The sequence below is a fragment of the Leptolyngbya sp. FACHB-711 genome, assembly GCF_014695615.1.
Classification (GTDB): Bacteria; Cyanobacteriota; Cyanobacteriia; order Elainellales; family Elainellaceae; genus Leptolyngbya_A.
In genome coordinates, this window is sequence record NZ_JACJOR010000323.1 from 1 (window position 1) to 12,572 (window position 12,572).

Genomic DNA, 12,572 nt, shown 5'->3' on the forward strand with positions numbered 1-12,572 from the left:
CCAGATTCAAAAAGGCAAAATCAAGTTTTCGCCCCAGATTACGCAGGCAGTCCAGAGGGCGATCGCGGCAGTTCGACGTGACCCTTTGCGGCGATACACCCCCCTGAAGCAGAATCAGGCCGCCCCCCTGAGCGACGTGCTGAAACAGGTGCGCCACTTGCTCAAAGATGATGATATTCAGTGGGAAACACTGCCTTCTGCGGTGGAGCGGGCAATCAAGCGGGCAGCTTTTCGGGCAGCTCAGGGCGGCTCTTCGTGGCACGAGCGCACTTCAGCGGATCGAGGCATGGGTAGCCGATCTGCTCAAACGGCTAGAGCTTCTGCGGCGGTTCGTCCGACTGCTCCTGCCCCGTCGATGCCTGCCCCGCCTGCTTCTGCTCCTGCCCCAATCGCCCCAATTGCATCGATGACCAATGGCAATGATCCCGAATATGGCTGGGATGATCCACTCTATTTTTCACGCTAATTCTCTTTGCCCTAACTGCCTTTGCGCTCATTCTCCTCGCGCTAGTCATTCCCTTTGGGTTAGGTAACGCTCAACTTGCTTCTACCTAATCCACGGGCAACGCTCCATCTTCAACCGATCGCACGATCGGGGCGGCGGCTTCAGGCGGCTGAAAAATTGCCTTGAGTGACTGTTCAAGCGTTTCGGCCATGGCAATCCGGTTGGCAAAGGCAACAATAACACGCACCAGGGTCGGGAGCTGGTTTTGCTCCGCTTCAAGATAAAGCGGCTCCACGTACAGCAGCGATTGCTCGATCGGAATGACTAGCAGATTGCCTTGTGTCGCACGAGAGCGTTGCCGGTTCCAGAGGGTGATTTGCTGCGAAATAACCGGGTCCTGATTAATCCGGGCTTCGATCTGCTCTGGACCAAACACTAACTCCTGCTTGGGAAACACGTAGAGCAGCATTCTGCCGTACTGTTCGCCGTCCGATCGCGCTGCCATCCACGCAATCAAGTTATTGCGCTGAGCCGGGGTAAAGGGATAGAGCAGCACAAATTCTTCACTGGAGGCGATCGGCAGCTTGGTAATCAGGTAATACGGCTCAACGCGCTGGGGCTGATTTCCGTAAATTTCGTTAGGCGCACGCCACAAATCTTCCCGGTTATAAAACACCACCGGATCGATCATGTGATATGTCATCAAATGATTAGACTGCACCTGAAACAGATCCACTGGATAGCGAATGTGCTGCTGCAAGGCTTCGGGCATTGCGCTCAAAGGCTGAAACAGATCGGGAAAGATTTGCTGCCAGGTCTGAATGATCGGATCGGTGGGGTCGGCGACGTAGAAATTGACCGAGCCGTGATAAGCATCAATCAGGATTTTTACCGAATTTCGCACATAGTTAAACTCATTTCCCAGCGGGTCAGAATAAGGAAATCGCTCGCTCGTTGTGTAGGCATCGATCATCCAGTACAAATAGCCCTCATCTGGCAGCGGCGAAACCTGACGGGCTGCTCCGCGCTGCCATTGCTTATTGCCGACATCGGCGACCACCAGATAAGGGTTGCTGTCAAATCGTAGAAATGGGGCGATCGTCTGAACCCGCTCCTGAATGCGGCGGCGAAACAGCAGGCGAGTTTCGGTTGTCAAATCATTGTTAAACAGCATCCGCCAATCGCGCAGATATTCCGCAAAGAGCAATCGCTGCCACTGTTGACCGATCGCCACACCACCGCGCCCGTCGTACAGGTTATACACATTTTCGCTGCCGCTGGGATAATCCAGTTCGGGAGTGCGAGTCGGGGTCATCACGTAGGATTTCGTCAGCTCACCGAAATAAATACGCGGTTTGCCCACCGGAATGCTGCTGGCAATGCGATCGCTGCTGGGGCTGCCAGGAATGCCCTGAATGTAGTATTCGGGCAGCCCGCCTTCAGCAACCTGATTCACCGGACTGACCGTAAAGCCGTATCCGTGGGTGTAAACCAAATGCTGATTCACCCAGGTTTTTGCCACTTCTGGAACCGTATCAAAATCCAGTTCGCGGGCAGCAATCAAAACCTGCTGCTGGGTAATTGTCCCGTCTTCGTTGAGCAGCCTGTAGCGATCGATATCTGCCCCCGGAAACTCATAATAGGGGCGAATGCGCTGAAGCTGGCGGTTGGTTTCCAGTAGGGGGCGCGTGTCCCACAGGCGGATGTTATCGATCGTCAGGTCATTTTGCTGAATATCGGCGGCGGCAAGCGTTGGTTCTGGGTTAAACGTCTCAACATCGATTTTGTTCAGGTCAAAGGCTTCGCGGGTAAGGGCAATCGTTCGCTCTAGATAGGGCTGCTCGACCTGAAGCTCGTTGGGCTGCACGACTAGTCGCTGAACGGCAAAAGGTAAAATTTCTCCGCCGATCGCGGCTGCGATACCAAAGGTGATCAGGGCAGTCAGGGGAGTCAGGCGTAATCGCTGAGGTTGTGCTTCGGGCTGAGGCAAGCTAGAGCGGAAGGAACGGGAGCGAGAAGCAACGCCAGAAGAACCACGGGAATTGGCGATCGGATAAGCAATATTAGAAAACTGAAATTCGGGGTCTGCCGAAGTTTGCTTTCCCCGTCGAGGAAGCAGTTCACGATCGCGTCGGACTGAAGGAGCCGATTTTGTAGAGATTTGCCTGCCTGTACCGCGTTTTCTAGGGTGCCAGCCGAAACCCAGTATGAAGGAGCCGATCGACAGCAGGAGTGCAAGTAAACTTAGCCCCGTATCAACAGGTAATTCGATGCTGAGGTTGGTGAAGCTTGCCCCGTAGGAAATCCCCAGCGGCGAGAACAGCAGGCGATAGCGATCGAGCCATTGGCTCAGGGCAACCGTCAGCAGCCAAAAGCCGCCCAGCCGATACAAATGATGCCGCTGCGCCTGTGGAAAGCCCCCGAATTCGCCGCGACTAAGGCTGTCGTTCGATCGCAAATAAAGCAGCAGCACCGAACCGAACGTCAGCACAGATAGCCCGACCAGCCAGAACTGCAAAAGCTGCCAGCAGGGCAGGGTAAAAATAAAAAAGCTCAGGTCTCTGCCGAAAACGGGATCGATCTGGTTGAAAGAAGTGGGATGCAAGCCTGCCAGAATCGTCGTCCACTGTTCAGACATCACCAGTCCAAAACCGAGACTTAGCAGCAGGGCGATCGTCCCCAAAACAAACCGAGGTAGCAGCAGCAGCCCGGTCGTGAGTGCCGCCACCCCTGCCCCTCCCCACAGTCCCCCACCTTGCTGCCCCACGATTTTTCCAATCCAATCTGCCACCGCCTGCGGACGAAACGGCTCTGGAACTGATGGCGATCGATAGGCAACGACTTCCCCGATCGCAGAAGCGGCAAAGCGAGGATGCCAGTGCTGCACCATGGCCTGCCCATACTCAACCCCCAGCAGCGCGATCGTCAAACTCAGCAGCAGAATCAGCGGAAATAGCCGCACCATCCCCTTGCGATGAGAAACACCGGGATCAGGCAGTGCTTTGGCATAATGCTGTGCCTGTCGCCACTGAGTGCCCCACACTGCCAGACTGATCCCTACCGTGACAACTGCTAGCATGAGCTGTGCTTGCAGGCGAGTTGTGAAAACGGACAAATAGTCAACTTCTTGGAACCAGAGGCGTTCTGCAAACAGAAAAATCAGCAGATCGACAAAAAACAGGATGCCGACGATCGCCAGTATTCCTTTCTGCCAGAAGCGGGAAGCGTTTTCTCTGGCGGAGGACGGGGCTAAACGAGATGCGATCGGAGAGCGAAACATAAGGGCACAAAACAGGGGCACAAAACAGGGGCACAAAATGCCTTTCTTTTATTGTGGTTCAGGACGGTTCAAGACGGCTCTCGACAACTCCCACCGCTCCACCTCGTCGGGCATCGCCTGCGCCTGTCATACTGCCCTGGCTAGAGGTGACTGCATGAACCCCGCCAAAAAACATATTCTGTGACTGCCAGCACTCAACCGTCTGATCAAAGGGAAATTGATTAAAGGGAGAACGGTTTGGCAAAGAACCCGCCCGAAACGGTTCCGCTCCCTGAACCGAGAAATGAATTTCGTCGGGGAGCAGTCCTGGCTCCAGGTTAAAAATGCCATTTTCCCAGTGAACTCTTGGCGCAGCCACCGCTTCAGCCACGGGCATCTTAAAATCGAGCAGATTGGAGATCACCTGTAGGATTGCGGTTCGGATTCGGTTAGAGCCGCCCGACCCCAGCACGATCTCAGGCTGTCCGTTCTGCAAAATCATTGTTGGAGCCATCATCGAAGCAATTCGCACATTTTCGCGCCACTGATGAAACCCGATCGGGTGCAGGTCAGATTCGCCCAGCATATTGTTCATCATGATGCCCGTCCCCGGAATGACATAGGAAGAGCCTTCGCCGTTTGAGGAGGTCATGCTGGCTGCGTTGCCGTCCTGATCGATCGCGCTCACATGAGTTGTGCTGCCCCACTTGTTTTCCCACGGACTGTTTTCCAACTGAACGGCATCGCCCAGATTCAGTCCCGCAAGACAGGTTCGCAGCTGCTCATACTGCGCCAGATGCTCAGCTGCCAGAAAGCGATCGGCAAAATCAGGCTGATCAAGCTGCTGGTCATAGCCTGCCAAACGCGCCATATTAGTCAGCCGCATCGTGTCTGCCAGAATTTGGAGATGGGCGATCGACCCAAACTTGAATCGGGATAGATCCGCCTGCTCTAGCAACCTGAAGGCAAAGGCGATCAGCGTGCCTCCTGCACTGGGTGGCGGATTTGTGATAACCGTATGACCTCGATAATTCGTTTTCAGCGGTTTTCGCTCGATCACGCGATACTGTTCGAGGTCGGTCTGGGTCAGATATCCGCCCTGCGCCTGACAGTCTTTCACGATTTGATGGGCAATGTCTCCCCGATAAAACGAGTCCGCGCCTCCGATCGCTAGTTCTTCCAGTGTGTTTGCCAGATCGGACAAGACCAATCGATCGCCCGCTCGCACTAGCGTTCCCCCAGGCATATAAAGATGACGCGCGGCGGCTGAGGCAAAAATGATCGGACTGAGAATCTTCAGGTTATACGCCTGAAAGGTCGTAACTTCAACCCCCTGTCGCGCCAGATGAATTGCTGGCTCCAGTACCACCGACCAGGGCAATCGCCCCAACTGCTGCTGCACCCGAAATAGTCCTGCCATCATTCCCGGTGTGGCGATCGACCCCAGCCCAATGTGAAACTCCTGCAACACGCCGCCAAAATCGACCAGCACCGGATAAAAATCAACCTCGGCAGGATTGCGCTTCTGGCCAGGCGTTTGGGTAAAAAAATCAAACAAAATATCCTGACCACTCTGAGCGTGCGCCAGCAAAAAACCACCGCCTGCCGGAGAAGTCAGCATTGGCTCTGCGATAAACGAGGCACACACCGCTGCCACCACTGCATCAAACGCATTGCCGCCCAAGCGAAACATCTCCATTCCAGCTTCAACGGTGAGCGGATGTCCTGCGGCGATCGAGCCACGAGTCGCGGGATGAGAAGGGTGAGGCATAAGGCGATCGGGATGGTGATTTTCAAAAGTTTACCGTTTCATGCGATTTCGCGTTCTTCACTTCTTCTAAAAAACACTATGTGCTATGATGATTAAGCAAAAAATTTGCGGATGTGGCGGAATTGGTAGACGCGCTAGATTTAGGTTCTAGTTTCGCAAGAAGTGAAGGTTCAAGTCCTTTCATCCGCATCGCGATCGATTAATATCTATATCAATTTATATTCTGCTCATATCTAGAGCATGTTCAGAGCATGGGCGAATAAGACCCTTACTCACTGCATTAAAGTCGATTGCGCGCAAGCCGATCAATCTTTTGCTGCACAAGCGGGACAACGCTGGCAAAAACTTGCTTACCCCATACTGCTTCCAGGTAAGGCAAAAGACCCAGGACAGATAGCCCCATTGCTTTGGCGATCGATATCGATCCGGAGACAAAATGAAATGGATGGAATGACTGGCTGTGATCAATCACGGATAATTCGCTCTGGGTCACTTGTTCTTTGCGAACACCCAAGATTCAAACCCGAAGGTTCAAACCCGAAGATTCAAACTAATGGCCCGATTGATTCACAGCCGCTTCACTGCCGCAGAATGCAGTTTATTTCATGACGCCTGTTGTTCCAGGAATCTCACCGATCGGCTCACAGCGTCCGCCCAAATATTTTGCCAGAAACTCTTCTGCAACTGCGAAAAAATGCAGGCGGTTTTCGGGGCGAGCAAAGCCGTGTCCTTCATCAGGGTAGAGCACATACTCGACGGGCTTTCCAGCCGATCGCATTGCCTCGGCAATCTGATCGCTTTCTGCTTGCTTAACGCGCGGGTCGTTGGCTCCTTGACCGATCAGCAGTGGTTTTTGAATGCGATCGATAAAGAAGAGGGGCGATCGGGATTTGAGGAAATCCGGTTCCTGGTCTAGATTGCCGACCCGGTGATAAAACTGTGCCTTCAAAGGTTCCCAGTAGGGGGGAATGCTCTGCATTAAGGTAATCAGGCTGCTCGGACCCACAATGTCCACACCTGCCGCAAAAACCTCTGGCGTAAAGGTCAAACCGACCAGCGTTGCATAGCCGCCATACGAGCCACCCATAATCGCGATCTTTTGCGGATCAGCAATGCCTTGATCGCTTAGCCACTTTACCCCATCTAGCAGGTCGTCGTGCATTTTGCCTGCCCATTCCCGGTTGCCCGCATTGAGAAACGCCTTGCCGTAGCCCGTCGATCCTCGGAAGTTGACTTGCAGGACGGCATAGCCGCGATTGGCAAGCCACTGTGCCTCTGGATCATAACCCCAGGTATCCCGCGCCCAGGGTCCACCGTGAACCAGCAGTACTGCCGGAAGATTTTGCGGTGCATTTTTGGGTAAGGTGAGATAGCCGTGAATGGTGAGACCATCTCTTGCAGTGTAGGAAACGGGCTGCATCGAAGTTAACGGCAGCGTCTCCAGAATTGGTTTATTGCTGAATAAAAGCGTTGCTTGCTTTGTCTCGCGATCGTACACGTAGTAATACACTGGACCATCATCGGTCGTGTAGGAAACGAGCCAGCGATCGTCTGCCAGCGTGCGGCTGCTGATGCCATATTCACTCGATTGCTCCGCAGTTTCCCCATGGGGTAATCGAATTTGCGATAGCGTCTCGAAATCTGCTTGAATTGCATCGTCTAAAATTTGCCACTCCAGCTTGTCTTTGTAGAACGCAACTGCCTGAAGTTTGCGGCTTGTGGGATGGGTAACAATGCCGCCGACATCATACTGCGGGTCTTCGGCTATCACCGTTTCTTGCTTTGTTGCCAGATCCAGCGCAATGAGACGCTGAGCGTTTGCATTATGGCTACCAACGACGTAAAGCGTTTTGCCGTCCAGCGAAAATTCTGCGGCATATCCTTCGTCCTCGGCTGTCCAGTGGCGCAGCGTTTCCCACTCGCGATCGACCCCTTCACGATAAATCAACTCTGTGCCGCCATCGGGTGTTGCTGCCAGTGCCGCCAAAATTTGAAACTGAGCGTTTGCCGTCCAGCTCACAATATTGCCGGGATTTTCAGTGTCGAACTCGACCGCACCCGTTTTGAGATTCACTCGATAAACATCAAACTTTTGGGGATCGGTCAGATTGAGTCCCACTAACAAATCATCGGGAAAGTTTGGATCAAGCTCGATCGGCTGTGCTTTGACCCCCTGAAATGGTGTTAAATCGCGTACCAGGTTTGTATGAATATCGACTGAATAGCAGTGAAAGTTTTCATCTCCATCGGCATCCTGCATATAAATCAAATGCGTTCCGTTATACGTCCAGAAATACATCCGAATACCGCGCTTTTGATCTGCAGTAAGCTGTCGCTCATCGTCCTGTCCTACGGTTCGCAGCCACACTTGCAGTACGTTCTTTTCATCCGGCGCAATATAGGCGAGATATTTGCCATCGGGTGAGAGCTGAGGGCGTGTTCGTTCTGGGTTGCCGAATAGCACTTCACGCGGAATCAGGGGGATATCCTGCTGGATTGAAGGAGCAGAAGAGGCGGTTTGGGTCATAAGAGTGGATGGGTGGAAAATAAGGGGGTGATGAAATTAAGAGGGTGAAAGAGTACTTTTTTAAGCTATTTGTTCATAGGCGATTTGTTCGATCGTTTCTCGCTTCGTAGTCGATCGATTTGCTTTTGTAGGTCTAGTCGGAGCTGCTGGGCTTTTTCGTAGGCGATCGATCGCTGCTGAAGGGATTGATCGAGGGGCAGGGGATTTTGCCAGGGCTGCTGGAGGGGTTGGATGACGTATTTCAGGCGAGTACGGTTTGCCCATACACCCATTGAGGGAAACAGTAGGAAGACCAGCAAAAGGGGCGACAAGGGAAAAATGGGCATTCCGAGCCAGCGAGCTGCCTGCTTCAAATTCACCGTCCAGGGATGCAGATACTCATTCCCCATACAAACCACAGGCAATAAAGGCACCTGATAGCGATCGCTCATGCGAATAAAGCTGGGGTCGAACTTCTGAAGCTGATAGCGATATCGCCAGCCCTTTACTAATCCTCGCCAGCCTTCGGGAGCGTAGAGAATGACCCTTTGCAGGGGGTGATCTGAACAATTGCAAAGCTGGGCAACTGCGGTTTCGACGGCTGCTTCTTCGGCTCGAATTCCCCCTAAAAGCTGCGTCCAGCCGGCGGGAAGCCACCAGCGCAGCCACGGGTGATCAAAAAAGATTGGATGTCCCACGGGTTCCGCAATCCAGCCTCTTGCCCCGCTCAGCAGCACACCCAGCCCAATAATGTCCCACGGAAAACACATTCCTGCATGATTAATTAGCACCATTAAATTTCCTTCGGTGGGCAGGTTTTCGACCTGTTGTAGTTCCGCCCGAAAGTGGTGCTTCAAAATGGGCATAAGGATTTCTCGTCGAAATGCCTCCTGATAAGCGGGGTCAATTTCGCGATCGACTTCACGCGGAGCACGACAGCCAAGCCGCAACCATCGCATTAACAATGCTAGATAAAACCCGCCCGGAAGCAAAAACAGCAGATATTCCAGTCCGTTCCACCCTTCGGGATCGGCGTGGTAGTGCTGCCAATGACGGTTGAATAGCACAAGCCAACCGGGGGGATACCACAGGCAAAACCGGTCAAACCAACGAAAGTGATAGGAGGACGCAGTATCAGGCTGTTCCCGCAGAAACGGTGTTTCATCACTTCCTCCCTGTTCTCTGTCTGCCTGTTCTAAGTCGAGCGAATTCTGGAAGACAGCTTGCGGTGGATACGATGAATCCATTCCAGACCCCTAAAACAGCGACTCTCTATTCTGCACTTCGATCGCGAATACAGCATCTTCCGCCAGATTGAACTTCTTTATCGACGATGCTGCTAGCCTACGCTTAGCCATTTCAGGCTGTAGCGGCTTATGCCGGGTTAAACGTAAGTTCAATGCTTAAATCTAAAGGTTTTCTTTATTAGAGTGACGATCGCTGACGGATTGCATCTTTGAGCCAATTCTATCTGCGTTCTGAAGTTGATCGTGTTTGCTTGATTACGATGGAAGCCTGATTCTCATTTTATAATCCTGGCACAATTGAAGCGATCGACTGTACGGAACCGACTTGAAATTTGCTGATCGAAAATTGCGCTTTGGCTTTGTAGTTACCTACTCTTTGTAGTTGTCTACTCTTTATAGTTACCTATATGTATTTGCCTGTTTGTTCTTTAACCGATTCCTCGATTAATACATTGATTAATACATTGAGCATGATGATTTAGCGTGATTTTTCCTTGCCTATCATGGCTTTGATTGAGTGACATCGAAATCGAGAGTCCCCTAAATCCTCCTTCAGAAAAGGGATTTTGAGCCACTAAACTTTCTTCTTTCAATAGACCCGCTTTAGAGGTTTGGTTTCTTTTAAAGGAGGACTAGGGGAGATTTGTCAGAACCTCAAACAGAACCTCAAACACCAATCCTTTCTTCTACCCAGAACGAGTTCGATCGCTCAAGTTATCACTCCAATTATTGTTCTATGGTTCAGATTTAATGGTTCGGATTTAACGGCTCGAATTTAACGGCCGAATTTAACGGCTCAAATTATTGATCACTATTGCCTTCAATCACAAACACAGAAATTTATGGTTGCAACTCCACCTAAGCCTGCTTCAGATCTTGCTTCAATTAGTGCCTTCGGCCAGGCGCGATCGACTGTTCAGGGCACACCGCTGAGTGCCGAAGAGCTGCGAAAAATCAATGCCTTCTGGTCAGCCTGCAACTATGTCGCGGTGAGCATGATTTATTTGCAGGAGAATCCCCTGCTGCGCGAACCGCTCAAGCCCGAACATATCAAAAATCGTCTGCTGGGTCATTGGGGTTCCAGTCCTGGAATTAGCTTTATCTATACCCATCTAAGCCGGGTGATCAAAAAGCAAAATCTGGACATGATGTACGTGGTGGGTCCAGGACACGGGGCACCTGGATTTCTTGCCCCCTGTTTCCTGGAAGGCAGTTACTCAGAGGTTTATCCCGACAAAAGCGAAGACGACGAAGGCATCAAAAAATTCTTTAAGCAGTTTTCTTTTCCGGGCGGCATCGGTAGCCACTGCACCCCCGAAACACCCGGCTCGATTCACGAAGGCGGCGAACTGGGCTACAGCCTCTCTCATGCCTACGGAGCTGCCTATGATAACCCCGATCTAATTGTGGTTGCCCTGGTAGGGGATGGCGAGTCTGAAACGGGACCGCTGGCGACCGCATGGCATTCTAACAAGTTCATCAATCCGATCCGGGATGGGGCAGTGCTGCCGATTTTGCACCTCAACGGCTACAAGATCAATAACCCCACAATTCCGGCTCGTATCAGCCACGAAGAACTCGACCAGCTTTTCCGGGGCTATGGCTATACGCCCTACTTTGTGGAAGGCTCCGATCCAGAATCGATGCACCAGGCAATGGCAGCAACGATCGACCACTGCATTGCTGAAATCAAAGCAATCCAGGAAGAAGCCCGCAGCAAAGGAGTTGCAGAACGTCCGCGCTATCCGATGATTGTGTTTCGCAGTCCCAAAGGCTGGACTTGCCCCAGCGAAGTAGACGGGCACAAGGTCGAAGGCTTCTGGCGGGCGCATCAGGTTCCCATGACCGACGTGAAAAAGAACCCCGCCCATCTGCAAATTTTGGAACAGTGGATGCGGAGCTACAAGCCGGAAGAGCGATTCGACGAAAACGGCAGGCTGATCCCTGAACTGAAGGATCTCGTGCCGCATGGCGATCGACGTATCGGCTCGAATCCCCATGCCAACGGCGGCAAACTTCGCAAAGACTTGAGAATGCCGGATTTTCGCGACTATGCGATCGAAGTGAGTCATCCCGGCTATGAGCAGGCAGAAAATACCCGTCCGTTGGGCGTGTTTTTGCGAGACGTGATGAAGCTGAATCCGACCAACTTCCGCGTCTTTGGCCCCGATGAAAACACCTCGAACAAACTCACCGCCATCTACGAAACCAGCAAGAAATTTTGGATCAGCGAATACCTGCCCGAAGACGCTGACGGCAGCGAACTCTCGACCGACGGGCGCGTGATGGAAATGCTGAGCGAACATACGCTCGAGGGCTGGTTTGAGGGCTATTTGCTCACGGGACGGCACGGCTTTTTCTCGACTTATGAAAGCTTTGTTCATGTGATCGATTCGATGGTCAACCAGCACTGCAAATGGCTAGAAATCTGCAATCACATTTCCTGGCGCGAAGATATTTCGTCGCTGAATTTGCTCATTACCTCAACAGTCTGGCGACAGGATCACAACGGCTTTACCCATCAAGATCCCGGCTTTATCGACGTGGTGGCAAATAAGAGTCCGGGCGTGACGCGCATTTATCTACCGCCGGATGTGAACACGCTGCTCTCGGTATCCGACCACTGTTTACGCAGCAAAAACTATGTGAATGTGATTGTCGCTGACAAGCAGTTGCACTTGCAGTATATGACCATGGAGGATGCCATAATTCATTGCACGAAGGGGATCGGCATTTGGGAATGGGCAAGCACCGATCGCGGCTGTGAACCGGATGTCGTCATGGCATCGGCAGGTGACATTCCCACCCTGGAAGCGCTGGCAGCCACCGTTCTGCTGCGGGAAGAATTTCCTGATCTGAAAATTCGCTTTGTCAATGTGGTTGATTTGTTCAAGCTCCAGCCCGACAGCGAACATCCTCACGGCATGAGCGATAAAGACTTTAACAGCATCTTTACGATCGACAAACCGATCATTTTCAATTTCCACGGCTATCCCTGGCTGGTGCATCGCCTTGCCTATCGCCGCCAGAATCATGCGAATCTGCACGTTCGCGGCTACAAGGAAAAAGGCAATATCAACACGCCACTAGAACTGGCAATCAGTAATAATATCGATCGCTTCAGTCTGGCAATGGATGTGATCGATCGCGTCCCGAGGCTGAGAGTTGCCGGAGCACACGCCAAAGAACGGTTTAAGAATATGCAGATCGCCTGCCGCAATTATGCCTATGAACACGGCGTAGACCAGGACGAAATCCTCAACTGGAAATGGCCCGGCGCACCGAAAGGAACGGCTCCTTCTCATGAGGATGCTCCCACGTCTTGAGCTTAAAGCGGCTCACAC

The 12,572-nt window shown here is 52.2% G+C and carries 6 protein-coding genes, 1 tRNA gene and 1 pseudogene; 3 read left to right on the forward strand and 5 right to left on the reverse strand.

The window, feature by feature from the left end:
- Nucleotides 1–466, forward strand: a pseudogene (locus tag H6F80_RS13140) (hypothetical protein); the annotation flags it as partial.
- A gap of 85 nt (nucleotides 467–551) precedes the next feature.
- Here H6F80_RS13140 and H6F80_RS13145 read toward each other — a convergent pair.
- Together H6F80_RS13145 and ggt are read right to left on the reverse strand one after the other, a co-directional pair.
- Nucleotides 552–3,725 carry a UPF0182 family protein gene (locus H6F80_RS13145; RefSeq protein ID WP_190791995.1) on the reverse strand — a complete coding sequence of 1,058 codons (3,174 nt, stop codon included), beginning with the start codon at nucleotides 3,723–3,725 and terminating at the stop codon, nucleotides 552–554.
- Between the two features lie 58 nt (nucleotides 3,726–3,783).
- The gene (gene ggt, locus H6F80_RS13150; RefSeq protein ID WP_190791996.1) at nucleotides 3,784–5,475 is read right to left on the reverse strand and encodes a gamma-glutamyltransferase; all 1,692 of its coding nucleotides are present in this window, start codon (nucleotides 5,473–5,475) and stop codon (nucleotides 3,784–3,786) included.
- A gap of 107 nt (nucleotides 5,476–5,582) precedes the next feature.
- Here ggt and H6F80_RS13155 point away from each other — a divergent pair.
- Nucleotides 5,583–5,664, forward strand: a tRNA-Leu gene (locus tag H6F80_RS13155).
- Between the two features lie 91 nt (nucleotides 5,665–5,755).
- On the opposite strand, the gene H6F80_RS13160 is transcribed toward H6F80_RS13155, so the two are convergent.
- The 3 genes from H6F80_RS13160 to H6F80_RS13170 all read right to left on the reverse strand — a co-directional run bounded on the left by H6F80_RS13160 (nucleotide 5,756) and on the right by H6F80_RS13170 (nucleotide 9,228).
- Nucleotides 5,756–5,989 (reverse strand): hypothetical protein, encoded by a 234-nt coding sequence (locus H6F80_RS13160; RefSeq protein WP_190791997.1) that lies wholly within the window; start codon nucleotides 5,987–5,989, stop codon nucleotides 5,756–5,758.
- A gap of 84 nt (nucleotides 5,990–6,073) precedes the next feature.
- Nucleotides 6,074–8,002 (reverse strand): S9 family peptidase, encoded by a 1,929-nt coding sequence (locus tag H6F80_RS13165; RefSeq protein WP_190791998.1) that lies wholly within the window; start codon nucleotides 8,000–8,002, stop codon nucleotides 6,074–6,076.
- A 65-nt stretch (nucleotides 8,003–8,067) separates the two neighbouring features.
- Entirely contained in the window at nucleotides 8,068–9,228 is a 1,161-nt protein-coding gene (locus tag H6F80_RS13170; protein WP_242067338.1) for a lysophospholipid acyltransferase family protein, read from the reverse strand.
- 842 nt (nucleotides 9,229–10,070) lie between these two features.
- Here H6F80_RS13170 and H6F80_RS13175 point away from each other — a divergent pair.
- On the forward strand, nucleotides 10,071–12,554 hold the full coding sequence (locus H6F80_RS13175) for a phosphoketolase family protein (RefSeq protein ID WP_190791999.1): 2,484 nt from the start codon (nucleotides 10,071–10,073) through the stop codon (nucleotides 12,552–12,554).
- Nucleotides 12,555–12,572: the final 18 nt, after the last annotated feature.